The 21,996-nt window shown below is 67.2% G+C and carries 23 protein-coding genes; 10 read left to right on the forward strand and 13 right to left on the reverse strand.

The features are described 5' to 3' along the window. Nucleotides 1-39: 39 nt before the first annotated feature. From AYJ57_RS10735 to AYJ57_RS10745, 3 genes are read right to left on the reverse strand one after another with little or no spacing between them, the layout of a single operon-like run. The gene (locus AYJ57_RS10735; protein WP_066104809.1) at nt 40-1,425 is read right to left on the reverse strand and encodes an MATE family efflux transporter; all 1,386 of its coding nucleotides are present in this window, start codon (nt 1,423-1,425) and stop codon (nt 40-42) included. Nucleotides 1,426-1,462: 37 nt separating this feature from the next. Then, complete coding sequence (locus tag AYJ57_RS10740; RefSeq protein WP_066104812.1) at nt 1,463-2,389, reverse strand: nickel/cobalt transporter; 927 nt, start codon at nt 2,387-2,389, stop codon at nt 1,463-1,465. Next, nucleotides 2,374-3,027 (reverse strand): DUF1007 family protein, encoded by a 654-nt coding sequence (locus AYJ57_RS10745; protein WP_066104815.1) that lies wholly within the window; start codon nt 3,025-3,027, stop codon nt 2,374-2,376. Before AYJ57_RS10745 ends, AYJ57_RS10740 begins: the two co-directional genes overlap by 16 nt. 111 nt (nt 3,028-3,138) lie before the next feature. Here AYJ57_RS10745 and AYJ57_RS10750 point away from each other — a divergent pair, with 111 nt between their 5' ends. After that, a complete protein-coding gene (locus AYJ57_RS10750) occupies nt 3,139-3,771 on the forward strand; it encodes a DUF2461 family protein (RefSeq protein ID WP_066104818.1) in 633 nt (210 codons plus the stop codon). A gap of 3 nt (nt 3,772-3,774) precedes the next feature. Here the strand turns inward: AYJ57_RS10750 and ppk2 are convergent, their stop codons facing one another. Then, nucleotides 3,775-4,764, reverse strand: a complete 990-nt coding sequence (gene ppk2, locus AYJ57_RS10755; protein ID WP_066106976.1) for a polyphosphate kinase 2 — start codon at nt 4,762-4,764, stop codon at nt 3,775-3,777. Between the two features lie 104 nt (nt 4,765-4,868). Beyond that, complete coding sequence (locus tag AYJ57_RS10760; RefSeq protein ID WP_066104820.1) at nt 4,869-5,759, reverse strand: NAD-dependent epimerase/dehydratase family protein; 891 nt, start codon at nt 5,757-5,759, stop codon at nt 4,869-4,871. 217 nt (nt 5,760-5,976) lie between these two features. Here AYJ57_RS10760 and trpA point away from each other — a divergent pair, with 217 nt between their 5' ends. The 7 genes from trpA to AYJ57_RS10795 all read left to right on the forward strand — a co-directional run bounded on the left by trpA (nt 5,977) and on the right by AYJ57_RS10795 (nt 12,398). Continuing rightward, nucleotides 5,977-6,768 carry a tryptophan synthase subunit alpha gene (gene trpA, locus AYJ57_RS10765; protein WP_066104822.1) on the forward strand — a complete coding sequence of 264 codons (792 nt, stop codon included), beginning with the start codon at nt 5,977-5,979 and terminating at the stop codon, nt 6,766-6,768. 291 nt (nt 6,769-7,059) lie between these two features. Continuing rightward, a complete protein-coding gene (ltnD, locus tag AYJ57_RS10770) occupies nt 7,060-7,953 on the forward strand; it encodes an L-threonate dehydrogenase (RefSeq protein WP_083191216.1) in 894 nt (297 codons plus the stop codon). Next, nucleotides 7,953-9,179 carry a 3-oxo-tetronate kinase gene (gene otnK / locus AYJ57_RS10775; RefSeq protein ID WP_066104825.1) on the forward strand — a complete coding sequence of 409 codons (1,227 nt, stop codon included), beginning with the start codon at nt 7,953-7,955 and terminating at the stop codon, nt 9,177-9,179. The genes ltnD and otnK overlap by 1 nt, the downstream gene beginning before the upstream one ends. Continuing rightward, entirely contained in the window at nt 9,176-9,820 is a 645-nt protein-coding gene (gene otnC / locus AYJ57_RS10780) for a 3-oxo-tetronate 4-phosphate decarboxylase (RefSeq protein ID WP_066104827.1), read from the forward strand. The genes otnK and otnC overlap by 4 nt, the downstream gene beginning before the upstream one ends. 3 nt (nt 9,821-9,823) lie before the next feature. Then, nucleotides 9,824-10,603, forward strand: coding sequence for a hydroxypyruvate isomerase family protein (locus AYJ57_RS10785; protein WP_066104830.1), 780 nt, complete (start codon nt 9,824-9,826; stop codon nt 10,601-10,603). A gap of 19 nt (nt 10,604-10,622) precedes the next feature. Then, nucleotides 10,623-11,558 (forward strand): 2-hydroxyacid dehydrogenase, encoded by a 936-nt coding sequence (locus AYJ57_RS10790; protein ID WP_066104832.1) that lies wholly within the window; start codon nt 10,623-10,625, stop codon nt 11,556-11,558. Nucleotides 11,559-11,714: 156 nt separating this feature from the next. Then, nucleotides 11,715-12,398: a spermidine synthase gene (locus tag AYJ57_RS10795; RefSeq protein ID WP_066104835.1), complete on the forward strand. Its 684-nt coding sequence runs from the start codon at nt 11,715-11,717 to the stop codon at nt 12,396-12,398. A 62-nt stretch (nt 12,399-12,460) separates the two neighbouring features. Here AYJ57_RS10795 and AYJ57_RS10800 read toward each other — a convergent pair whose 3' ends face one another. The 5 genes from AYJ57_RS10800 to AYJ57_RS10820 form a co-directional block, all read right to left on the reverse strand. Next, nucleotides 12,461-13,366 (reverse strand): sugar kinase, encoded by a 906-nt coding sequence (locus tag AYJ57_RS10800; protein WP_083191217.1) that lies wholly within the window; start codon nt 13,364-13,366, stop codon nt 12,461-12,463. After that, nucleotides 13,363-14,514, reverse strand: a complete 1,152-nt coding sequence (locus AYJ57_RS10805) for a fumarylacetoacetate hydrolase family protein (protein ID WP_066104837.1) — start codon at nt 14,512-14,514, stop codon at nt 13,363-13,365. The genes AYJ57_RS10800 and AYJ57_RS10805 overlap by 4 nt, the downstream gene beginning before the upstream one ends. A gap of 18 nt (nt 14,515-14,532) precedes the next feature. After that, nucleotides 14,533-15,906 carry an FAD-binding oxidoreductase gene (locus AYJ57_RS10810; protein WP_066104840.1) on the reverse strand — a complete coding sequence of 458 codons (1,374 nt, stop codon included), beginning with the start codon at nt 15,904-15,906 and terminating at the stop codon, nt 14,533-14,535. Between the two features lie 236 nt (nt 15,907-16,142). Next, nucleotides 16,143-17,054 carry a dihydrodipicolinate synthase family protein gene (locus tag AYJ57_RS10815; protein WP_066104842.1) on the reverse strand — a complete coding sequence of 304 codons (912 nt, stop codon included), beginning with the start codon at nt 17,052-17,054 and terminating at the stop codon, nt 16,143-16,145. Nucleotides 17,055-17,089: 35 nt separating this feature from the next. After that, on the reverse strand, nt 17,090-17,689 hold the full coding sequence (locus AYJ57_RS10820) for a LysE family translocator (RefSeq protein WP_066104845.1): 600 nt from the start codon (nt 17,687-17,689) through the stop codon (nt 17,090-17,092). Nucleotides 17,690-17,904: 215 nt separating this feature from the next. On the opposite strand from AYJ57_RS10820, the gene AYJ57_RS10825 reads away from it, so the two are divergent. Continuing rightward, nucleotides 17,905-18,666, forward strand: coding sequence for an SDR family oxidoreductase (locus AYJ57_RS10825; protein ID WP_066104848.1), 762 nt, complete (start codon nt 17,905-17,907; stop codon nt 18,664-18,666). 23 nt (nt 18,667-18,689) lie between these two features. Continuing rightward, nucleotides 18,690-19,613 carry an NAD(P)-dependent oxidoreductase gene (locus tag AYJ57_RS10830; protein ID WP_066104851.1) on the forward strand — a complete coding sequence of 308 codons (924 nt, stop codon included), beginning with the start codon at nt 18,690-18,692 and terminating at the stop codon, nt 19,611-19,613. A gap of 35 nt (nt 19,614-19,648) precedes the next feature. Here AYJ57_RS10830 and AYJ57_RS10835 read toward each other — a convergent pair whose 3' ends face one another. The 3 genes from AYJ57_RS10835 to AYJ57_RS10845 all read right to left on the reverse strand — a co-directional run bounded on the left by AYJ57_RS10835 (nt 19,649) and on the right by AYJ57_RS10845 (nt 21,988). Then, the gene (locus tag AYJ57_RS10835) at nt 19,649-20,653 is read right to left on the reverse strand and encodes a LacI family DNA-binding transcriptional regulator (RefSeq protein ID WP_193789483.1); all 1,005 of its coding nucleotides are present in this window, start codon (nt 20,651-20,653) and stop codon (nt 19,649-19,651) included. A gap of 307 nt (nt 20,654-20,960) precedes the next feature. Then, a complete protein-coding gene (locus AYJ57_RS10840) occupies nt 20,961-21,281 on the reverse strand; it encodes an AzlD domain-containing protein (protein ID WP_066104857.1) in 321 nt (106 codons plus the stop codon). Beyond that, nucleotides 21,278-21,988, reverse strand: coding sequence for an AzlC family ABC transporter permease (locus tag AYJ57_RS10845; RefSeq protein WP_066104859.1), 711 nt, complete (start codon nt 21,986-21,988; stop codon nt 21,278-21,280). The genes AYJ57_RS10840 and AYJ57_RS10845 overlap by 4 nt, the downstream gene beginning before the upstream one ends. Between the last annotated feature and the right edge of the window lie 8 nt (nt 21,989-21,996).

A 21,996-nucleotide genomic window follows, 5' to 3' on the forward strand; every position in this document is an offset into this window, starting at 1 on the left:
CTAAGGCTCGGGCTTGGCGTTCTTGCGGTCGCGCCGCTTCTAGTCGCCGCCCGCGCCCCTTGCAAGCGCCAGCCCCGACAGATGCGGCACCTGACGGTACCAGAAGCGCCAGTAGAGCAGCAGCGCCGCGACGCCGAGGCCAAGGCTCAGGCCCATCCAGACGCCGCCCGCGCCATACCCCAGCGGGAAGCCCAGCACATAGGCGGCGGGCAGGCCGATCAGCCAGTAGGACACGGCGGCGATGATCATCGGCACTTTGGTGTCCTGCAGACCGCGCAGCACGCCCAGCACGATCACCTGAATCGAGTCGACCAGTTGGAACACCGCGGCGAGCAGCAGCAGCAGCGTGCCAAGCCGCAGGATCTCGGCCCGGCGGGGCTCGTCGTCCGACAGGAAGAGGTCGATCAGCGTCTCGGGCATGCCGAGGAACAGGATCACCGTCAGGATCACGGTGCCGATGGAGAGGATCTGCGCCGCCATGGCACCGCGGGTCAGGAAGGGCAGGTCGCTGCGGCCCATGGCCTGACCGGCGCGCACCGTGGCGACGTTGGAAAAGCCGAGGTGGATCATGAAGATCGCGCCCGAAAGTTGCATCGCGATGCCATGCGCCGCCAGCGGCAATGTGCCCAGCCAGCCGACCAGCACCGCCGTGGCGGCAAACAGCCCGACCTCGGCCAGCGTGGTGAGGCCAATGGGCCAGCCAAGCTGGAACACCTCGCGCAGCATCTCCATGTCGGGGCGCCAGAAGTGGAACCAGATCTGATGCTCAGGCAGGCGTAGCCGCGCGTAGAGGATCACCCCGAAGAACGACGCGCTATGGGCGCAGATCGAGGCGATGGCGGCGCCGCGGATGCCAAGCTCTGGCGCGCCCCAATTGCCGAAGATCAGCGCGTAATTCGCCGCCGCATTGACCAGCGCCGCCGCGACGGTGATCCAGAACACCGCGCGGGTGTGTTCAAGCGCCGCCAGATAACTTTTGAAGACCATGACGCCGAGCGCGGGCAGCAGACCGCAGCCCGCGATGCGCAGGTAGGTCTGGGCGTTTGCCGCAACGATATCATCCTGTCCCAGCAGCCGCAGCAGCGGGCCCGAGAACCACAGGATCGGCAGCGCCAGCAGGAAGAAGGCGGCGGACAGCCACAGGCCCATGCGGGCGACCCTGCGCACATGCACCTCGTCGCCGCGCGCGGCGTATTGCGCGACCATCGGCATCACCGCAAAGGCAAACCCCGAGCCAAAGAGGAACAGGACCTGAAACAGCGTCATCGACAGTGTAAGGGCGGCCAGTTCCGGCACGCCATAGCGCCCCATCATCACCGTATCGGTCAGACCGATGGTGAGCTGCGCCAGATGGCCGCCGATCAAAGGCAGGCCCATCACCAGAACGGCGCGGATATGGGCGGAATATGGCAGGTCTTGCGTCATATACGGGCTTTATTCTGACGCAATTGTTCGCGCAACCTCAGAGTGTGCGCAGCAGGAGTTGGGCCGCGAAGAGTGTGACAATCGCGCCCGCCGTAGCTTCGAGCAATGCCAGCGCGCGGGCGGTGCCGGGTCCGGACGCGAAGCGGGTCAGCGCGCCTTCGCGCAGCGAGACAGAGGCCAGCGCCACCACGAGCGTCACCGAGGCGGTGCCCAGCCCCATGGCGAAGGCGCCGAGGATGCCGGCCATGCCGATGCCCATCCGCCACGTGAGGATGAGCAGGAACAACGCGCCGGTGCAGGGGCGGATGGCGATGGCACCGATCAGCAGGGCCGCGTCGCGCAGGGAGTGCACCTTTTGCGCCTGTTCAAGGCTGGGGCCATGGGCATGGCCGCAGGTCTGGCAGATGCCTTCGTGGTCGTGGTCGTGGTCGTGGTCGTGGTCGTGGTCGTGGTGGGCGTGTGTCGCGTGGCGGTTGGCCAGAAGGCGGCGCAGCCCGCGCGCCAGCAGGTAAAGGCCGATCCCGGCGATCGCGGCGTAGCTTGCCGGGGCGAACCACTCCTCGGCGGCGGCGGTCATCCGCTCGCGACCCCAGCCCAGCAGCCAGACCCCGGCATAGACCAGCAGCACCGCCGCAGCGGCCTGCGCGAGGCTCGAGGCCACCGCCAGTGCCGACAGCCGCCATAGTGCCACGCGGCGCCCCAGCCCGTAGCCGCCGATCAGCAGCTTGCCATGGCCCGGTCCGACCGCATGGAAAAAGCCGTAGCCGAAGCAGACCGCCATCAGCGCCATCATCGCTCCGGGCTCGCCAGCCCGCAGCGCCCGGAGGCCGCGCGCCATGGCGTTCTGCGCCTCGCGCTGGCCTTCCATCGCCATCACGGCCAGCCGGTCCGCGCCGCCAAAGCCCCAGAGCCAGACCGCCGCCGCCAGCACCAGCAGGGCGGCGAGCGTCAGGAGGCGGCGCATGTCACCTCGATGCGGTCGGCGAAGTCGCGGCCGGGCTCGATCTCGAGGAACTGATCCTCGGGGATCTGCGCCAGCTCCTGCTGCATCTTGCGCTCGGCCTCGTCGAGGTCGGGCTTGGCGACAGCCGCCGTGCACGGGGCGGGCAGGGTGATCGGCAGGCTCGCTTCGAAGGCGATGTAATAGGTCGGGTCATAGGGCTCGATCACCAGACCGTCGGCGGGGGCAGGGCTGACGCTGCGGCGATGCACCGAGGTGATCCGCCCCTCGTCGACCGAGACGGAGACAAACTCTGGCGCGCCGAGGGTCAGCTTCTGCTCGCCCGAATACATGTAAAGATCGCCTTCGAAGCCCTCGTACCAATTGTCGAGATCGAAGCGTTCCAGCGCCGTGAGTTCCGCGGGCGTGAGGGCGCCGTCGCCGTCGGCATCGAGCCCCATGTCCTCGAGAATGAGCAGCGAGAAGAAATCGTCGTAGCGCCAAGTCACCTCGACCGAGACGACATTGCGCTCGGCATCGAGGTCCAGCGCCAGACCCACATCCGCAAAGACATGCGGATGCGCCTGCGCGGCCGGGGCGCAGAGCAATGCGGCGGCGGACAGGGCGGCGAGACGGCGGAGGAGTTTGCGGAAAGGGGGCATGACGGCGCGACGTTACAGGGTTTCAAAGCCGCCACAAGCTTTTGCCCCGAGCTTCGGCGGCTTCGTGCTAGGGTGGCCATATTTGAGACATGATTCCCTTGGGAAATTTTAATGGCAAGTTTGATTGATCTGACGGGGTTCGCCCCACAGGCCCGGCAGTTTTTGTCCGAGCTTGAAGCAAATAATGACCGGGCGTGGTTTCACACGAACCGGCAACGCTACGACAGCGAGGTGAAGCGCCCCGCCGAACGCATGATATCGCTGCTGACCCCCGAGCTTGAAACCCTGTGCGGCGAGCGCCCCCGGCCCAAGCTGTTCCGGCCGCATAGGGACGTGCGGTTCAGTGACGACAAATTGCCGTTCCACACCCATCTTCACGCGCTCTGGGCGCTTCCCGACGGCAGGGCATGGTATTTTGCGCTGTCGCCCAGCTACGCCACGGCGGGGGCGGGGATCCTCAAATTCGACGCGCGTCAGATGTTGGCGTGGCAAGCGGCGCTTATGGGGCGTGAGGGCGAGGAATTAGAGCGGTTCATCACCCGCAGCGAGGCGCGGATCGACCCAGCCGCGGACCCTGAACAGAGGGTGCCTGCGGGGCCGCGGTCGGAATTGATGCGGCGGCCGGGCTGCGTGCTCTGGATCGATGGCATCTACGATACGCTCAGCCCGGACCCGGTGGGCGCGTTGCAGCAGTGCTATGCGCGGCTGCAGCCGCTGCAGGACTGGCTGGGCCAGCGGCTCTGACCCTCATTCCGGCGCGGTTTCCTTGGCTGCTGGCGTGGCAGCCGACGGGCTCAGCGCCGTGCCCAGAATATGCTCGGAGCGGTGGATCACATGCGCCGCGCCGCCGACGATCAGCGGATCGGGCGGGGTGGCGATGCGGCGGTCCTTGCCGGGATAGTCCAGCGTCGACAGAAAGTGCCGCATGCAATTGATGCGCGCGCGTTTCTTATCGTCGGATTTCACCACCGTCCATGGCGCGTCTGCGGTGTCGGTGTAAAAGAACATCGCCTCCTTGGCTTCGGTGTAATCGTCCCATTTGCCAAGGCTCGCCTTGTCGATCGGCGAGAGCTTCCACTGTTTCAGCGGGTCGGTCTCGCGGCTCTGGAAGCGGGCCTTTTGCTCTTCGCGGGTGACCGAGAACCAGTATTTGTAAAGCCGGATGCCCGAACGCACGAGCATGCGTTCAAGCTCGGGGGTCTGGCGCATGAACTCGAGGTAGTCATTGGGCTCGCAGAACCCCATCACCCGCTCGACCCCTGCGCGGTTGTACCACGAACGGTCGTAGAGCACGATCTCGCCCGCGGTGGGCAGATGTTCGACGTAGCGCTGGAAATACCATTGCCCGCGCTCTTCGACGCTGGGTTTGTTGAGCGCGACAACGCGGGCGTGGCGCGGGTTGAGATGCTCGGTGAAGCGTTTGATCGTGCCGCCCTTGCCAGCGGCGTCGCGCCCCTCGAAGAGCAGCACGAACTTCATGCCGGTCTCTTGCGCCCAAAGCTGCACCTTCAGCAATTCGGCCTGAAGCTGCGCCTTCTGCCGCTCGTAGCTGCGCCGGGCCATCTTTTTGGCATAGGGATACTCGCCGGTCTCGAAGGCGTGGCGGATCTCGTCCGGGGTCGGTCCGCGGTGGTGCGGCATATGCGGGGGGATGGCGATCTCGGGGGCTGCGGCGCCATCCGGCGCCACGGCCTGAGTGTCGGCGGTGGGCTCATCTGCTTGCGGGGTCTTGGGCATCTGGGTCATCGCGAACTCCTCGGCGGCGGCTGGGCACGTGTTGTCCCAGCCTATGCCCAAAGCCTGCGCCCGCCTTTGATACCTGTCAAATCCCGCCCGGCGGTTTATCCGTGCAATATGCTGCGCCAATCATGCTGCGGGGAGAAACCGAGCATCTGCCGCGCCTTGGCGTTGCTGAAGAACGCCTGCCGCGGCTGCATCGGGGTTTTCACCGGCACGCCGCCGTAGAACTGGTTGCGCAGCGCCTCATTGTCCTGCGGCACCGCAAGGTCGTCGTTGACCACGTTGAACACCTCATATCCCAGCCCATCGGTGTCGAGACAGCGCTCGACCATCTGCGCCAGATCGCGCACGTCGATATAGCCGAACATATTGCGCAGCCGCAGGCCGGGGTCCTCGGCGAAGGCCGGGAAATCCCGGTGATAATCCTCGATCTCGCAGACGTTGGAGATGCGCAGCCCGTAGATGTCCTGCCCGCTGCGCTTCTGGATGCTGCGGGCGGTGGCCTCGTTGCAGACCTTCGAGATCGCATAGGCATCCTCGGGCACGGTCGGGTGCTCTTCGTCGATGGGCAGATAGGCGGGCTGGCGCGGGCCATCGGCGAAGCAGATGCCATAGACCGTCTCGGAACTGGCGAAGATCACCTTGGGAATGCCCAGTTTGGCGGCGGCCTCCAGCACGTTGTAGGTGGATTGCGTGTTGACCCGGTAGGTCTCGCAATCGGGCTGGATCAGAATGCGGGCCAGCGCGCCGAAATGCACCACCGCGTCGAATTTCGGCAAGCCGGTGCCGGGCTCCAGCTCGTCGAAGCCCGCGTAGGAGGTGAGCGCGCCCCAGACCTGTCCGGGATCGGCAAGATCGGTGATCAGATCGTGCACCCCGGGATGTCCGAGCGGCGCGAGATCGGCGTTCAGGATGCGGTGGCCGCGCGCCGCGAGATGCGGCACGACATGGCGCCCGGCCTTGCCGCTGCCGCCGGTGAACAGAATGCGCATGGGGGTCTCCTCGTGATGTCTCCTCGCCGTGCAGCTAAGGCGTGGGGCGCGGCGAGGTCCAGAGGTGGCGGCGGATTTGGCGGGCTCCCGCAGCATCACGGCGTGCCGAGCGGGCCGCCGCCGTCAGACATGCGCTTGATTTTCCCTTGGGTATCCGGCAGAGCTTTCGCGACATTCCGGGCGCCCCGCGTGCCCGCCTGCGAAGGGAAGGACCGCCATGACCCGCATCGACGCCAAATTCGCCGCCCTGAAGGAAGAGGGCAAGAAGGGATTCGTTGCCTATGTGATGGCCGGGGACCCCGACTTCGACCGCTCGCTGGAACTGGTGCGCGGTCTGCCGGAGGCGGGTGTCGACGTGATCGAACTGGGTCTGCCCTTCACCGATCCGATGGCCGATGGCGAAACCATCCAGCTGGCCGGGCAGCGCGCGCTCGAAGCGGGCATGACGCTGAACCGCACGCTGGAGCTGGTGCGGGAATTCCGCAAGGGCGACGACAGCACGCCGATCGTGATGATGGGCTATTACAACCCGATCTACAGCCACGGCGTGGACAAGTTCCTCGAAGAGGCGCGCGAGGCGGGCATCGACGGGCTGATCATCGTCGACCTGCCGCCCGAGGAAGACGAAGAGCTTTGCATCCCGGCGCAGAAGGCGGGGCTGAACTTCATCCGCCTCGCCACGCCGACCACCGATGACAAGCGCCTGCCGAAAGTGCTGCAGAACACCTCGGGCTTTGTCTATTACGTCTCGATCACCGGGATCACCGGCGCGGCTGCGGCGCAGGCCACCGATGTCGGCCCCGAGGTCGCGCGGATCAAGGCGGGCACCGATCTGCCGGTGATCGTCGGCTTCGGCATCCGCACGCCGGAGACCGCCGAGAGCATCGCCGGGGTCGCCGATGGCTGCGTCGTCGGCTCAGCCATCGTCGCGGCCATGGCGGAGGGCAAGCCGGTCGCCGAGGTGCTGGGATTCGTCAAATCCCTCGCCGATGGGGCGCATCGCGCCTGACCCGGCTTGCGAGGCGGCGCAACGCCGCCTGACAGAACGCCGCCTGACACAAAGTAACTTCCAAAGCCGCGCCGCCTGCCGAGCGCGGCTTTTTCGTGCCCGGCCACAGAGCTTGCGTGGCGCGCAGCGGGGCGAGGGGCGCTGCCCCTCGCGCTCCCCGGCGTGTTTTCAAAGAGAAGAAGTGCAGGACCTGCCTTGGCAGTAATGGCATGTTACCGCCACCAGCCGCATTGACACTCCGAGCCGCAGGCTTCATCTTCATTTGGTATACCATTTTGCGGGAGGAGCACTTTGGCAGAGATCACGGTGATCGGGCTCGGCTCGATGGGCATGGGCATGGCGCTATCGCTGCTGCGGGCAGGACATGTCGTGCACGGCCTGGATATTTCGACCGAGCGGATGGAGGCCTTCAGGGCCGAAGGCGGTGCCGAGGGCAGTCTCGCCGAGGCGCTGGCGGCAAGCTCGATCCTTGTCTGCGTGGTGCTGAACGCCGCGCAGACCCGCGAGGTGCTGTTCGGAGAGGCCGGCGCGGCGGCGCATCTGCCGGAGGGCGCGGCGATCATTTCCTGCGCCACAATCGCGCCCAGTCAGGCGCGCGTGTTCGCCTCTGAGGCCTCGGCGAAAGGGCTGCACTATCTCGATGCGCCGATCTCTGGCGGCGCGGTGAAGGCGGCGCAGGGCGCGCTGTCGATCATGGCGTCGGGCACGCCCGAGGCCTTTGCCGCGGCGCAGCCCGCGCTGGACGCCATGGCGGCCACCGTGCATCCGCTTGGGGATGAGGCCGGGGCGGGCAGCGCGATGAAGGCGGTGAACCAGCTTCTGGCGGGCGTGCATATCGCCGCCATGGGCGAGGCGATGGCGCTGGGCGTGAGCCAAGGGCTCGATCCCGCGCGCATCGTCGAGGTGATCTCGGCTTCGGCGGGCACCAGCTGGATGTTCGAGAACCGCGGCCCGCATGTGGTCGAGGGCGATTACACCCCGCGCTCGGCGGTCAATATCTGGCCCAAGGATCTGGGCATCGTTGGCGGCATCGCCGGGGAGGCGCATCTTCCCGTGCCGATGACCGAGGCGGCGCTGTCGCAGTTCAAGGCCGCGGCGGAGGCCGGCGACGGGCTGATCGACGATGCGGCGGTGATCAAGGTCTACGCCCGCGCGGCCGGGCTGACGCTGCCGGGAGACGACTGATGCTGCTGGGATGTATCGGCGATGATTTCACCGGCTCGAGCGATCTTGGCAACACGCTGGTCAAGCAGGGCATGCGCACGGTTCAATACGTTGGCGTGCCGACGGGCGATGCGGCGCCGGAGGTCGAGGCCGGGGTGGTGGCGCTGAAGTCGCGCTCCATTCCCGCCGCCGAGGCGGTGAAACTGTCTTTGCAGGCGCTGGAGTGGCTGCAGGCGCAGGGCTGTCAGCAGTTCCTGTTCAAATATTGCTCGACCTTCGACTCGACCGCAGAGGGCAACATCGGCCCGGTCGCCGAGGCGCTGGCGGATGCGCTCGGCACCGAGAGCGTGATCTTCTGCCCGGCCTTTCCGGCGACCGGGCGGACGATCTATCAGGGCCATCTTTTTGTGCAGGATCACCTGCTGTCCGAGAGTGGCATGGAGAACCATCCGCTGACCCCGATGACAGACCCCGATCTGCGCCGCGTGCTGGCCGCGCAGGTCTCGCGCGGCGTCGGCCATGTGCCCGCCAGCGCGGTGTGGCAGGGGCCGGAGGCGATCCGTGCGCGGCTTGCGGAAGAGGCGGAGGCGGGGCGCGGCTTTGTCATCGCCGACGCGATCCGCGACGCGGATCTGCTGACCTGGGGCGAGGCGCTCAAGGGCAGCAAGCTGCTCACCGGCGGCTCGGGCATTGCGCTGGGTCTGCCGGCCAACTTCGCGCTCTCGGGCAAAGCCGGGGCATGGACGGGGCAGGGCGGGCAGGTGGTCGCGCTCTCGGGGTCCTGCTCGAACGCCACCCGCGCGCAGGTCGCGGCCCACGGTGGGCCGAAGCGCGAGGTCACCGCCGAGGAGGCGCTTGGCGGGCTGACCGCCGCGACGCTGGCGGAGTGGGCGGTGGCCCAAGATGGACTGCCGCTGATCTACTCCTCAGCAGAGCCAGCGACGGTGGCCGAAGCACAGAAAAAGCACGGGCGCGAGACGGTCGCCGCGGCGCTGGAGGGGCTTTTCGCCCAGACCGCCGCCGCGCTGGCCGCCAAGGGCGTCAAGCGGATCATCAGCGCCGGGGGCGAGACCTCGGGCGCGGTGGTCGAGGCGCTGGCCCCCGAGGCGCTGGAGATCGGACCGGAGATCGATCCGGGCGTGCCGGTCATGCGCGCGGGCGAGATGGTGCTGGCGCTGAAGTCGGGCAACTTTGGCGGGGCGGATTTCTTTGCAAAGGCGGCGCGCGTGATGGAGCAGGGCGCATGAGCGAAACCAAGCTGCGCGAGCAGATCTGTGAGATGGCCGCCTCGATGTTCCAGCGCGGCCTCACCGGTGGCGCGTCGGGCAATATCTCGGCGCGCACCGAGGATGGCGGGCTGCTGGTCTCGCCCACCGGCTCCAGCTTCGGCAGCCTCGATCCGGCGCGGCTGTCGCGTTTCGACGACCGCGGCATGCTGATCGGCGGCGACAAACCGACCAAGGAGATGCCGCTGCACAGCGCCTTCTATGAGACACGCGGCAAGACCGGGGCCGTGGTGCACCTGCATTCGAGCCATGCGGTGGCGTGGTCGATGATGCCCGACATCGACCCCGACAACCTGCTGCCGCCGCTCACCGCCTATGCGGTCATGCGGCTCGGCAAGGTGCGGCTGCTGCCCTTTTTCGTGCCGGGCGATCCGGCCATGGGTGACGCGGTGCGTGGGCTGGCGGGCAAGCGCTCGGCTGTGGTGCTGGCCAACCATGGCCCGGTGGTGGCGGGCAAGGATCTCGAGGCGGCGGTCTATGCGATGGAAGAACTGGAAGAGACCGCCAAGCTGGCGCTGCTGCTGCAGGGGCACCGGCCGCGCATGCTCACCTCTGGACAGGTGAAGCAGGTGGTCGACAAGTTTGACGTGGAGTGGGACTGAGACATGAAGTTTTCCGCAAACATCGGATTTCTCTATACCGAGCTGCCGCTGCCCGAGCGTATCCGTGCCGCGAAGCGCGACGGGTTCGACGCGGTGGAGTGCCATTTCCCCTATGACGTGCCCGAGGCCGAAATGAAGGCGGCGCTCGACGAGACCGGCTTTGCCATGCTCGGGCTCAACACCGTGCCCGGCGATGTGGCGGGCGGGGACTTCGGCCTTGCCGCGCTTGCCGGTCGTCGCGATGAGGCGGCGGCGGCGGTGAAGCAGGCGGTGGACTATGGTGCCGCGATCGGCGCGCAGAACGTGCATGTGATGGCCGGTCGGACCGATGGCGGCGCCGCGGCCGAGGCGGCCTATCGCGAGACGCTGAGCCTTGCCTGCGAGCTGGCGGGCGAGAAGGGCATGGGCGTGCTGATCGAGCCGATCAATCATCGCGACGTGGCGGGCTATCACCTTTCGCGTGTCGAACATGCCGCCGAGATCATCGAGGCGCTGGGGAAGGACAACCTGCGCATCATGTTCGACTGCTATCACACGCAGATCATGCAGGGTGATCTGCTGATGCGCTTCAAGGCGCATCAGCCGCTGGTCGGCCATGTGCAGATCGCCGCGGTGCCCGACCGGGGCGAGCCCGACGGCGGCGAGATTTGCTTCGAACGCTTGCTGGCCGGTTTTGCCGAGGCGGGCTGGGCGGCGCCGGTGGGCGCGGAATACAAGCCGCGCGGCGGGGATACGAAGGCCGGTCTCGGCTGGCTCGCGCCCCTGCGCGCGGCGCTGAATTGACCCAACAAGGATTGTTGAGATGACGGATGTACTGGCGGTCGGCAGCCCCGACCAGAAAAGCCGCGAGGCGCTGGCTGAACTGGGCTGGACCCATGTGGAAAGCCTCGACGCCGCGCAGGCGCTGGACAAAGAGACCCGCAAGGGCGTGAAGGCCATCGCCTTCTTTGGTCACAGCCCCTTTGCAGGCGCGCAGATGGAGGCGTTCCCGGCGCTTGGGCTGATCGCCAACTTCGGCGTCGGCTATGACGCGATCAACGTGGGTGATGCCTCGGCGCGCGGCATCAAGGTGACCAACACGCCCGATGTGCTGAACGATGATGTGGCCGATCTTGCCGTGGCGATGCTGCTGGATTTCTGCCGCGACATGCGCGGCGCCGAGGCGCATGTGCGCTCGGGCGACTGGGGCAAAAAAGGCCCGCATCCGCTGCAGCGCAAGATGAGCGGGCAGAAGGCCGGGATCCTCGGCATGGGCCGCATCGGGCGTGAGATCGCCGACCGGCTGGCCGCCTTCAAGATGGAGATGCACTACCACGCGCGCTCCGAGAAGGAGACGCCGGGCTGGACCTTCCACGCCGATCCGGTGGCGCTGGCCCGCGAGGTGGATTTTCTGGTGATCGCCCTCGTCGGCGGCCCGGCCACCGAAGGCTATGTCTCGAAAGAGGTGATCGAGGCGCTGGGTCCGACCGGCGTGCTGATCAACATCTCGCGCGGCACCACGGTGGATGAAGAGGCGCTGATCGAGGCGCTGCAGAAGGGCACCATTCAGGGCGCCGGGCTGGACGTGTTCCTTAACGAGCCGAACCCGGACCCGCGCTTCCTGACGCTGGAGAATGCCGTGCTGCAGCCGCATCAGGCCTCGGCCACGCATGAGACCCGCGCGGCGATGGGCCAGCTGCAGCGCGACAACGTCGCGGCTTTCCTTGCGGGCAAGGACCTGCTGACGCCGGTAAATTGAAGGCGGTGAACTGAGCCGCAACGTTCTTCGAAGGACGTTGCAAATCTCTTGCAAGAGATTTGGCCCCTGCCGCTGGCGGGGGCTTTTCTTTGCGCCGCTTCTCTTGGCGGGCCGGATCGGGTAGGGCGGGCGCAGCCACCACTTGAGGACCGCATCATGCAGCCATGGGAACTTCTCGCGACGGCGCAGGCGCCGCAGGGCGACACGCTGCGGCTGCTGCGGCGCGGGCATGAATATTCGATCCGTCTGCAGGGCGGCAACGAGTTGATGAGCAGCCGTCTCAGCGGCTCGGAGGAGGCGCTGGCGACGCTGGCGCTGGAGGCGCTCGGCGGGCGCGCCGCGCCGCGGGTGCTGATCGGCGGTCTCGGCATGGGCTTCACCCTGCGCGCAGCGCAGGAGGTGGCCCCTAGGGATGCGCGGCTGATCGTCTCGGAGATCGTGCCGGAGCTTGTCGGCTGGGCCACCGAGCATATGGGCGCGGTCTTTGGCGATTGCCTCGACGATCCGCGGGTGGAGGTCCGCACCGGCGATGTTGCCGCAGAGATCCGCGGTGCCGAGGCCGGCAGCTACGACGCCATCCTGCTCGACGTGGACAACGGCCCCGACGGGCTGACACGGGCGGGCAACGACTCGCTATATGGGGAGCGCGGGCTGCAGCACGCGCGGCGGGCGTTGAGCAAGGGCGGCGTGCTGGCGGTCTGGTCGGCGGCGCAGGATCAGGGGTTCACCCGGCGGCTCGGGCAGAACGGCTTTGCCGCCAAGGCGCATATGGTGCGCGCCGGGCGCACCAAGCGCGGTGCCAAACACACGATCTGGATCGCCCAGAAGACCGGGAGTTAGAGACCCGCGCCTGAGGGACCGGCACCTGACGCGGTGCCGGTGCATCGTTCTAGAGCAATGTCTTAGGCAAAGATGCCGGGCACCAGCGCGCCGCGCGCCTGAATGACCTTGGCGGCCAGCTGCATCGCCTCGGCGGCGGCGTCCTGCGGCGCCTTGCCCTGCGCCAGCCCGGCCAGCAGACCGGCGGCAAAGCTGTCGCCCGCGGCGGTGGTGTCGACCACATCCGTCACGGTCTGCGCCTCGATCTGGTGCATCCCGGCCTCGCGCTGCCACAGATGCAACGCGTCGCCGCCCTGTTTGACCGCCACCATGTCGGCCCCGCCTTCGCGGTAGCGCTCGATGGTTTCGGTGGGGGTGGCATCGCCGAAAAGGCTTTCTTCCTCGTCGAAGCTTGGCAGCACGATATCAGCGGTGCGGGCACCCATGGTCAGCCCGGCGCGCATCGCCTCGGTGCTTTCCCAGAGCTTGGGCCGCAGGTTGGTATCGAAGGAGACGATCGCGCCCTTCTTGCGCGCCCGCGCCAGCGCGCCGCAGAACATCTCGCGCTGCTTCGGCGGCAGGATGGCCAGCGTGATGCCCGAGAAATGGATCATCTCGCGGCCCTTCAGAATGCCGTCGAGCCACGTCAGATCGTCGGCCATCTGCTTTGCCGCCGACCGGCCGCGCCAGTAGGAGAAGCTGCGCTCGCCGCCGTCGAGCGAGATCATGTAGAGCCCGACGGTGCGGTCCGAGACACGCTTGACCGTCGACACATCGACCCCTTCGCCCGAGATGAAATCGAGCATCTCGGTGCTCACGGCGTCCTCGCCCACGCAGGTGCCATAGCTCACCGTCCACTCCTCCGGGAGCAGGCGGCGGGCGTACCATGCAGTGTTGAACGTGTCGCCGGCAAAGCCGCGCTTGTAGAGGCCGTCTCCGGCCTGCGACAGTTCAACCATGCATTCTCCGAGGGCGAGGAAAGCGGTCACAGAAGGTTTCTCCGGGATAGGTTGCGCATCAATGCGCCAGCGCCAAAGGTCCATTCCGGGGCCTCGGTCGACAGGCGTACGGTGTTCTCTAGCGCACCGAGCGCGGGTTCGGAAATGGTTACCACGTCACCGACGTGATGGGTGAAGCCCTGACCGGGTGCGTCGCGGTCCTCGGTCGGCGCGAAAAGCGTGCCGAGGAACAGCATGAACCCGTCGGGATACTGGTGGTGGCGGCCGATGGTCTGGCCGACGATCGAGGCCGGGTCGCGGCTGATCTGGCTCATCGACGAGGCACCGTTGAGCACGAAACCATCCTCGCCCTTCACCGTCATCGTCAGCTCTGCCTTGCGCACGTCGTCGAGCGTGTAGCTTGCGTCAAAGAGGCGGATGAACGGGCCGATGGCACAGGAGGCGTTGTTGTCCTTGGCCTTGCCGAGCAGCAGGGCCGAGCGGCCCTCGACGTCGCGCAGGTTCACGTCATTGCCCAGCGTCGCGCCCAGGATGTCGCCGCGCGAGTTGATCGCCAGCACGATCTCGGGCTCGGGGTTGTTCCATTTGCTGATCGGGTGCAGGCCCACCGTCGCGCCCCAGCCGACCGCGGCCATGGGCTGGGATTTGGTGAAGACCTCGGCGTCTGGGCCGATGCCCACCTCGAGGTATTGCGACCACATGCCTTCCTGCTGCAGCACGCGCTTCACTTCCATCGCCTTCTCGGAGCCGGGCTCGATGCCGGAGAGCGAGTCGCCGATGATGGATTTCACCTTGGCGCGGATCGCCTCGGCGGCGTCGGGATCGCCCGCCGCCTGCTCCTCGATCACCCGCTCGACCATCGACTGCGCGAAGGTCACGCCCGAGGCTTTCACCGCCTGCAGATCGCAGGGGGCCAGCAGGTGCAGCACATCCTCGCCCGCGTTTTCCTTGGACCCTACGGCGAGATCGGCCAGCGTGCCGATCTCTTCGCCGGTGGCCGCGCGCAGGGTCGCCGCTGGATCGTCGCCCTCCAGCAGGTCGCGCATGGTGGGGATCGCCGTGCTGGTGATGTCCACCAGCGTCTCGCCGCGCAGCGTGACGACGGCAGGTCCGACGCCGGGGCGCCAGACGCGACCGACAAAAAGAGCATCAGGGGTGGGGTTGCTATGCGGGAGCATGAAATCTCTCCTAGTCAATTAATCTTGGGGCGGCAACAGTTTGCCGGGGTTCAGGATGCCCTGCGGATCGAAGGACGCCTTGATGCGCCGCATCCACGCGAGGGCGGGGCCGTGTTCGGCCTCCATGTATTTTTGCTTGCCGATGCCGATGCCATGCTCGCCGGTCACCGTGCCGCCGAGCCGCAGCGCGGTCTCGTTGAGCTTTCCGGCAAAGGCGTGCACCGCCTCGACCTCTGCCGGGTCGGCGGGGTTGAAGCGCGCGGCGCAGTGGAAATTGCCGTCGCCCACATGGCCGACGATGGTGCTGACCAGCCCTGCGGCACGGGCATCTGCCTGCGCCTGCAGCACCGCCTCGGCAAGCTGCGAGATCGGCACGCAGACATCCGTGGCCAGCGTGCCGAACTCCGCCCCGGGGCGCAGCGCGGCAGAGGCGAAATGGGCATTGTGGCGCATCTTCCACAGCGCATTGCGGGCCTCGGTGGTATTGGCCTCGGCCCAGGCTTCCATGCCGAACTCCTCGGCGATCTCGCGGAAGCTCTCGGACTGCTCGGCGACGCCCGCCGGGCTGCCGTGGAACTCGACAAACAGATGCGGCTGCTCGGGCAGGCTCGATCCGGCGTGGATGTTGAAGCCGCGCACCATCATCTCGTCCACCAGTTCGATCCGCGCCATCGGCAGGCCGGACTGAATGGTCAGGATCACGCAGTTCACCGCATCCTCGACGGACGGAAAGCGGCAGGTGGCCGAAGCGATGCCCTCGGGCAGACCGTGCAGCTTCAGCGTCAGCTCGGTGATGATGCCGAGCGTGCCTTCGCTGCCCACCAGCAGATGCGTCAGGTCATAGCCCGCCGAGCTTTTGCGCGCCTTGGTGCCGGTGCGGATGATGCTGCCGTCGGACATCACCGCCTCCAGCGCCAGCACGTTCTCGCGCATGGTGCCGTAGCGCACCGCCGTGGTGCCCGAAGCACGGGTGGCCGCCATACCGCCAAGCGAAGCATCTGCTCCGGGGTCGATGGGGAAAAAGAGGCCGGTGGCCCGCAGGTCCTCGTTGAGCTCGGTGCGGGTGACACCGGGCTGAACGACCACATTGAGATCCTCGGCATTGACCTCCAGCACCTTTTTCATGCGCGAGAAGTCGAGGCTGATGCCGCCGTTGATCGCCAGATGCTGGCCTTCCAGCGAGGTGCCGGTGCCGAAAGGGGTGATCGGCGTGCCGGTCTCGGCGCAGAAGCGGACGATGGCGGCGACCTCCTCGGTGGTTTCGGGGAAGGCCACGGCGTCGGGCATGGCGAGGGGGAAATGCGCCTCGTTCCGCGCGTTCTGCTCGCGGATGGCATCGCTGGTGGCAAGGCGGTCACCAAGGAGCTGTTCGAGCGGGGTGAAGAGGGTCATTTCTCAGGTCTCCAAGTTTGGGTGCCGGGCGCAGGCCCGCCCGGACGAAATCAAAGCCAGCGCTACGACAGCCGGGCGAGCGCCTGCCCGTGGGGTGGCGCCGCGACGGTCGAGGTCCGCGCTTTATATCAGCCAAGCCCGGGCGACCTTCGTGCGTCTCGCAAGGGTGACAGAGCGCCAGCCCGCCGGGACGGGCAGGCGCTCGCCCGGCGGCTTCGCCTTGATTCCGGGCGGCCTTACTTGCCCCAGTTCAGCACGAGCGGATCGAGCGGCTTGATCAGCTCGATCAACATCGAAGCGGTGTCGGGATGCAAGGGGGCAATCGGGTGGCGGCAGAAGGCCGATTTGATCACGCCGCCCACCTGCATCGCGTGCTTGGCCGACCGAAAGCCGCACTGACGGTTCTCATGGTTCACCGCGGGCAGCACGCGGGCATAGCCGTCGATCGCCGCCTGCCGGTTGCCGGCAAGGAAATCCACCACGATCGGGCGGATCTGATCGGGGATCATCGCCGAGGTCATGCAGCCAGTCGCCCCGGCGTCGAGGTCCGCCAGCAGGGTGATCGCCTCTTCGCCATCGAACGGCGCCTCGATGGCCGCGCCGCCCTCGGCAATCAGGTTGCGCAGCTTGGCGGCGGCCTGCGGGCATTCGATCTTGAAGAGCTTCAGCATCTCGATCTCATTGGCCATCTTCACCAGCAGCGGCACCGGCAGATCGACACCCGAGAGCGGCGCATCCTGCAGCATGATCGGAATGCCCACTTCACCCACCTGGCGGAACTGCTCGAAGGTCTGCTCGGCAGTGCCCTTCATCAGCGCGCCGTGGTAGGGCGGCATCATCATCACGATGTCGGCGCCAAGGTCCTTGGCGTATTGCGCGCGCTCCACCGCGATGGGGGTGGCGTAATGCGAGATCGTCACGATCACCGGCACACGGCCCGCCACATGCTCGACGCAGAGCTTGGTGAGGATCGCACGCTCGTCGTCCGACAGCAGGAACTGCTCGGAGAAATTGGCGAGGATGCAGATGCCGTCGACGCCCATGTCGATGGTGCAGTCCAGAACGCGCTTCATGCCCTCAAGGTCAAGCGAGCCATCGTCGTGGAACGGCGTCGGCACCACGGGCCAGCATCCGGTATATTTGGTCATTCTAAAGGTCCTCCCGAATAGTCGATGTCTGAGTGTCAGGTTCCGCCGAAGGCCGACACGAGGGCCAGCGCGACGACGCCCAGCATGGCCAGCGCCATGCCGTAATTGATCAGCCGCTGGGTGCGGTAGCTGAGATTGAGCCGGTGCAGGGTCACCCCCGCCTTGAGCCAGGCCAGGTGCACCGGGATCCAGATCGCGTTCATGATGAGGATCTTGGCGGCGGTCTCGAAGCCGAGGCTCTCGGGCGCAAAGGAAAACCCGGTGAACATGGCGGTGTTCACCGCATAGGCCTTGGGGTTGATCACTTGCAGCAGAACGCCCGCGCGCACGCCCGGCGCGGTCTTGGCCTCGATGAAGGCGATGCGGCTGCCCGCCAGCGCGATGCGCGCGGCGAGATAGAGCAGGTAGCACACCGACAGCCCCATCAGCACGATACGCACGGCGGGCACCGACAGGATGATCGCAGCAAAGCCGGTCAGCACCAGCGTCATCACAAGGTTCGTGCCGATCCACAGGCCCGCGCCATAGCGCAGCCCCCCCTGCCAGCCGAAGGCCGAGCCGACACCGGCGATCGAAAGCACCCCGGGGCCCGGCGTGATGAACAGCAGAAAGACGGCGGCGGCAAAGCTCAGCATGGGCCGGGCTTTCGGTCCTGCGGGGCTGCGCCGGGGAGTGTCACGTCGCTGTCCTCTCTTGCGGGCGGGGCGGTTTTGCACGGCCCCCGCTTGCATCGCGGTTCATTTGGTATACCATTTTCTTGAATACGGTCCCGCCGCGTTTTGTCAATGGGATTGCGGGTACGCGCAGCCTTTGCGGCATGCGCGCGGCGGCCAAGGGTAGAGGAGAAATCATGTCCCTGTTCGATCTGACGGGCCGCACCGCGCTGGTGACCGGCTCGACCATGGGTATTGGCTTTGCGCTGGCGCGCGGCCTCGCGCAGGCGGGGGCCAAGGTGCTGCTCAACGGGCGCAATCCGCAGCGGCTGGAAGAGGCGGTGGAGACGCTGAAGGGCGAGGGGCTGCAGGCCGAAGCGCTTGGCTTCGACGTCGTCGACCACGACGCGGCCCGCGCCGCCGTCGACGGATATGAGGCCGAGCATGGCCCCATCGACATCCTGATCAACAACGCCGGGATGCAGCACCGTGGCCCGCTCGAAGACTTCGATCCCGAGGCTTTCGACAAGCTGATGCGGACCAATGTCTATTCGGCCTTCTACGTCGGGCAGGCCTGCGCGCGGCACATGATCGGGCGCGGCGCGGGCAAGATCGTCAACATTGCCTCGGTGCAGAGCGCCTTGGCGCGACCGGGGATCGCGCCCTACACCGCCTCCAAGGGGGCGATTACCAATCTGACCAAGGGCATGGCGACCGATTGGGCCAAGCACGGGCTCAACTGCAACGCCATCGCGCCGGGCTATTTCAAGACGCCGCTGAACGCCGCGCTGGTCGCCGACCCCGAGTTCAGCGCATGGCTCGAGAAGCGCACCCCGGCGGGCCGCTGGGGCGACGTGGAGGAGCTGGTGGGCGCCTGCGTCTTCCTCTGCGCCCCGGCCTCGAGCTTTGTGAACGGCCACACGCTGTTCGTCGATGGCGGCATCACCGCCTCGCTGTAACCCCATCTCTGGGAGGAGAGACCATGAGCGACAAACCCGTAGTGGGCTTCATTGGCGTCGGCCTGATGGGCCACGGCATGGCCAAGAACATCCTCAAGGGCGGCTACCCGCTCTGGATCAAGGGCAACCGCGACCGCACGCCGGTCGAGGATCTGCTGGGGCAGGGGGCGCAGGAGGCCGCCTCGCCGAAGCAAATGGCCGAGACCTGCGACATCATTCATCTGTGCCTGTCGAACTCGCCGCAGGTCGAAGGGGTGATGCGCGGCGACGAGGGCATCCTTGCGGGCGCACGTCCGGGGCTGATCGTGGTGGATTGCTCTACCGCCGATCCGGCCTCGACCGAGGCGCTGGCGGCGGAGCTGGCCGAGAAGGGCGGGGCGATGGTCGACGCGCCGCTCGGGCGCACGCCGAAGGAGGCCGAGGAGGGCATGCTCGACGCCATGGTCGGTGCCGACGACGCGAGCTTTGCCAAGGTCGAGCCGGTGATCCAATGCTGGGCGGGCAACATCAACCGCGTCGGCGGGGTCGGCGCGGGCCACAAGATGAAGCTGGTGATGAACCTCATCTCGATGAGCTATGCCGCGCTTTATGCCGAGGCGACGGTGCTCGCCGCCAAGTCCGGTATCTCGCCGCAGACCGTGCGGCAGGTGATCGGCTCCAGCCGTCTGGGCAACGGGTTCTTCGACACCTTCATGCGCTACGCGGTGGATCGCGACAAGGACGCGCATAAGTTCAGCATCTTCAACGGTGGCAAGGATGTGCGCTACGCCAATGCCATGGCGGCCAAGGTCAACGCCCCGGCGCTGATCGCCAGCGCCACGCGGCATTACTTCGCCACCGCCGAGGCGACCGGGCATGGCGCGGACTACGTGCCCAGCCTGTCGGACCGGATCGCCGAGATGGGCGGAATCGATCTGGCCGAGGAGGTGAAGAAGGGCGAGGGGTAGGCGCGGGCAAGCGCCCGGCTCCCGTTCCGCGCCGCTCAGCTCGTTGCGCGGCGCACCACGGTGAAGCCCATGTTCTCGCGCAGGCCCTTGGGCAAGTCGCCCGCGAGGATCAGCTCGGCGGCGCGGCGTCCGATCGCCATGCCGTCGATATGCACCGTGGTCAGCGCCAGCGCGGCGGGGCTCGCCATGTCAAAATCCCCGAAGCCCGAGATCGCCAGCTGTCCCGGCACATCCAGCCCGCGCCGCCATGCCTCGCAGAGCGCGCCGCTGGCCAGCATGTCGCTGACGCAGACCACCGCTTCGGTGTCGGGCCAGCGCTGCAGGATCTCGCCCAGCCCCTGCGCGCCAAGCTCGGGCCCGGCGACGCCGGGCCGCGGCGTGACGGCGACGATGCGCTCCTCCGCCAGTCGCCCGCAGAGATCCACATAGCCCTGCCGCCGCAGCTGCGCGCGGGTGTCATGTTCGCGGTTGAGCCCGAGAAAGGCGACCCGCCGCCGCCCGGTCTCGATCATATGGCGGGTGATCGCCGCGCCCGCCTCGCGGTTGAAGAACCCCACCGCCGCGTGCACCGGCGGATCGGGCAGGCCCCATACCTCCAGCACCGGGATGCCCGCCCGCTCTAGCAGCGCGCGGGCGGCGGGCGTGTGGCGGTCCGAGGTCAGCACCAGCGCCTCGGGGCGGCGGCCAAGCATGGTCGAGATCAGGCTGGCCTCGGTCTCGGGGTCATATTGCGTGGTGGCCAGCATCAGCTGCAGCCCGCCTGCGCCCAGCCCCTCGGTGAGGCCGCGGATGGTGGCGGCAAAGACCGGCTCTTCCAGCGTCGAGACCAGCGCCGCCACGATCCGCGACCGCTGCGAGCTGAGCGCGCCCGCGGTCTCGTCGATCACATAGCCAAGCTCGTCGACCGCCGCCCGCACCTTGCGCAGCGTGCCGGGGCTGACCTTGCCGGGGGTGCGCAGCGCGCGGCTCACGGTGATCTTGCCGACCCCCGCCCGCGCCGCGACATCGCCCATGGTCACCCATTTCCTGCCGTCTGCCATGATTGTCCCTGCCTGCCCTGTTGACGGCCTCTGATACGCGGTGGTACCGATACCACGGAAGGCCGAAAGCGGTCTCAGAGAATCGCAGTTTCGTGAGCGGGCCGTGCCGGTCTGCCCGATGAACCATCTGCGAGGCATCTGCATAAGAATGCCGCCGGGTGCGAGGCACGTCGCCGCCCGGCACAGCGCGAAGCCCGCCGCCCTCGCAAGCCGGCGGCGCTTCGCTGAGGGTCGGCTTCGGAGGAGGGGGCCGACCCTCTCTAATTTTCAGAGAATCTGAACTCTAAAACGTTCCGCGCCGGGCGCCTCAGAACAGCGCCTGCGCCAGATAGAGCGTGCCCATACCCGCGATCAGCGCGCCGGTCACCGACAGGCGCAGCGCCACGAGGAAGGTCACCAGCGCAGCGATGACCCGCGCCGGTTCGGTCTCGCCGCCCGTGGCCTGCGGCCAGAGCACCAGCGGCGTCACCATGGCGGGCAGCACGCCGACGCCGACATATTTGAGGTGCAGCACGAACCACTCGGGCAATGTCTTGCGGCCGAAGAAGCCGAGGAAGGAAAACCGCACCAGAAAGGTGCCGATGCCCAGCAGCACCGTCAGGGTCCAGAAAGTTGCGGTGTCGATCATGCCTGCCTCCGTAGCGCGCGGCGGCGCAGGGCCAGTTCGGTCTGCGCGCCCACCAGCATCGCCACCAGCGCCGCCGCGATCAGCCCAAGCCCGGCGGGAAACCCCGCGAAGAGAATCGCGCACAGCACCGACACACCCGCCGCCAGCACATGCGGCAGCGAGCGCAGCAGCGGCGCGGTGATGGCGATGAAGCAGACGGGCGCGGCGAAATCGAGGTGCAGCGAGGCGGGAATCGCCGTGCCGATCACCGCGCCGAGCAGCGTGCAGCCGTACCAGAACGGGCAGATCAGAGCCATGACGCCGAAGTAATAGGCGACCTTTTCGTCGCGACTCATGCTCGGCTTTTCCTCGTAGGTCTTCACCGCCACCGCATAGGCCTGATCGACCATGAGATAGGCCATCAGCGCCCGCGTGCCGAGCCGCGCGTGGCCCACATGCGGCACCAGCGCGGCAGAGTAGAGCGCCATGCGCAGGTTCACCGCCAGCGCGGCGGTCAGCGCGATGAACACCGGCGCATTTTCCTGCAGCAGCGCCAATGCGGTGAACTGCGAAGCCCCGGCGATCACCAGCACCGACATGGCCATGACCTGCAGAATATCCAGCCCCGCGTCACGCGCCACGACGCCGAACAAAAGCGAGAAGGGCACCACCACCGCAATGAAGGGTGCGCAGTCGCGATAGCCCTGCCAGAAGGCCTCTCGCCTCATGCGGGAAG

The sequence above is a fragment of the Salipiger sp. CCB-MM3 genome (genome assembly GCF_001687105.1).
Classification (GTDB): domain Bacteria; phylum Pseudomonadota; class Alphaproteobacteria; order Rhodobacterales; family Rhodobacteraceae; genus Salipiger.

Excerpts from the sequence above, each read along its gene's own strand:
- AYJ57_RS10735 (WP_066104809.1), bottom strand. The coding sequence starts at position 1,425 with ATGACGCAAGACCTGCCATATTCCGCCCATATCCGCGCCGTTCTGGTG.
- AYJ57_RS10740 (WP_066104812.1), bottom strand. The coding sequence starts at position 2,389 with ATGCGCCGCCTCCTGACGCTCGCCGCCCTGCTGGTGCTGGCGGCGGCG.
- AYJ57_RS10745 (WP_066104815.1), bottom strand. The coding sequence starts at position 3,027 with ATGCCCCCTTTCCGCAAACTCCTCCGCCGTCTCGCCGCCCTGTCCGCC.
- AYJ57_RS10750 (WP_066104818.1), top strand. The coding sequence starts at position 3,139 with ATGGCAAGTTTGATTGATCTGACGGGGTTCGCCCCACAGGCCCGGCAG.
- ppk2 (WP_066106976.1), bottom strand. The coding sequence starts at position 4,764 with ATGCCCAAGACCCCGCAAGCAGATGAGCCCACCGCCGACACTCAGGCC.
- AYJ57_RS10760 (WP_066104820.1), bottom strand. The coding sequence starts at position 5,759 with ATGCGCATTCTGTTCACCGGCGGCAGCGGCAAGGCCGGGCGCCATGTC.
- trpA (WP_066104822.1), top strand. The coding sequence starts at position 5,977 with ATGACCCGCATCGACGCCAAATTCGCCGCCCTGAAGGAAGAGGGCAAG.
- otnK (WP_066104825.1), top strand. The coding sequence starts at position 7,953 with ATGCTGCTGGGATGTATCGGCGATGATTTCACCGGCTCGAGCGATCTT.
- otnC (WP_066104827.1), top strand. The coding sequence starts at position 9,176 with ATGAGCGAAACCAAGCTGCGCGAGCAGATCTGTGAGATGGCCGCCTCG.
- AYJ57_RS10785 (WP_066104830.1), top strand. The coding sequence starts at position 9,824 with ATGAAGTTTTCCGCAAACATCGGATTTCTCTATACCGAGCTGCCGCTG.
- AYJ57_RS10790 (WP_066104832.1), top strand. The coding sequence starts at position 10,623 with ATGACGGATGTACTGGCGGTCGGCAGCCCCGACCAGAAAAGCCGCGAG.
- AYJ57_RS10795 (WP_066104835.1), top strand. The coding sequence starts at position 11,715 with ATGCAGCCATGGGAACTTCTCGCGACGGCGCAGGCGCCGCAGGGCGAC.
- AYJ57_RS10805 (WP_066104837.1), bottom strand. The coding sequence starts at position 14,514 with ATGCTCCCGCATAGCAACCCCACCCCTGATGCTCTTTTTGTCGGTCGC.
- AYJ57_RS10810 (WP_066104840.1), bottom strand. The coding sequence starts at position 15,906 with ATGACCCTCTTCACCCCGCTCGAACAGCTCCTTGGTGACCGCCTTGCC.
- AYJ57_RS10815 (WP_066104842.1), bottom strand. The coding sequence starts at position 17,054 with ATGACCAAATATACCGGATGCTGGCCCGTGGTGCCGACGCCGTTCCAC.
- AYJ57_RS10820 (WP_066104845.1), bottom strand. The coding sequence starts at position 17,689 with ATGCTGAGCTTTGCCGCCGCCGTCTTTCTGCTGTTCATCACGCCGGGC.
- AYJ57_RS10825 (WP_066104848.1), top strand. The coding sequence starts at position 17,905 with ATGTCCCTGTTCGATCTGACGGGCCGCACCGCGCTGGTGACCGGCTCG.
- AYJ57_RS10830 (WP_066104851.1), top strand. The coding sequence starts at position 18,690 with ATGAGCGACAAACCCGTAGTGGGCTTCATTGGCGTCGGCCTGATGGGC.
- AYJ57_RS10835 (WP_193789483.1), bottom strand. The coding sequence starts at position 20,653 with ATGGCAGACGGCAGGAAATGGGTGACCATGGGCGATGTCGCGGCGCGG.
- AYJ57_RS10840 (WP_066104857.1), bottom strand. The coding sequence starts at position 21,281 with ATGATCGACACCGCAACTTTCTGGACCCTGACGGTGCTGCTGGGCATC.
- AYJ57_RS10845 (WP_066104859.1), bottom strand. The coding sequence starts at position 21,988 with ATGAGGCGAGAGGCCTTCTGGCAGGGCTATCGCGACTGCGCACCCTTC.